Origin of the sequence: Pseudomonas sp. EA_5y_Pfl2_R50 (genome assembly GCF_963970475.1) — a bacterium.
Taxonomy (GTDB): Bacteria; Pseudomonadota; Gammaproteobacteria; order Pseudomonadales; family Pseudomonadaceae; genus Aquipseudomonas.
Window position 1 is genome coordinate 1 of record NZ_CAXAPT010000088.1, and the last position, 568, is coordinate 568.

Consider the following 568-nt stretch of genomic DNA (forward strand, 5'->3'; position numbering starts at 1 on the left):
CGTGCAGGTTGCAACCAGGCCGCCTACCGGGGGATTATTCGTGTCGCAGGATAGCACCTCAAATTACATCTCGGCGGCGGCCTCCCTTCAGGGGCTTGTCATTCCCTCCGAATGCGCGGCCGGCGTACGGGCCAACATGACCCTGTTCCTTGGGCACGCCGACATCGTTGCCGCGGCGGACGATTTCGCAGCGGAACCCGCCGAAATGCTTCGACCATGAGTGCGCTTGTCAAGATCGGTCACGTACGCTCCTCCGACGTTTCGGCTGCCAACTGGGCGACCGAGGTGCTGGAACGTGCCCGCACCATGGAAGGGTTGAACTGCTTCACGGCGACCCTCGACGAACGCGCGAGCCGCACGGCGCAACGGATCGCCGACGATCCGCGCCGCTTTCCGCTGGCCGGACTGCCCTTCGCCGCCAAGGATCTATTCGACGTGGTCGGCCGCCCGACATTGGCGGGGTCCAAGATCAACCGCGACCTGCCACCTGCGGAAACGGACGCGACCGCGATCGAACGACTGGTTGCGGCTGGCGCCAATCTCGTTGGTATCACCAACATGGACGAGT

2 protein-coding genes are annotated in these 568 nt (G+C 64.3%); both read left to right on the top strand.

From position 1 onward, the window contains the following. Positions 1-220: AtzG-like protein (locus AACY19_RS26835; protein WP_339454514.1), on the top strand; the 220-nt coding region annotated here is incomplete at its 5' end. Further along, positions 217-568: amidase family protein (locus AACY19_RS26840; RefSeq protein ID WP_339454515.1), on the top strand; the 352-nt coding region annotated here is incomplete at its 3' end. The genes AACY19_RS26835 and AACY19_RS26840, both read left to right, overlap by 4 nt.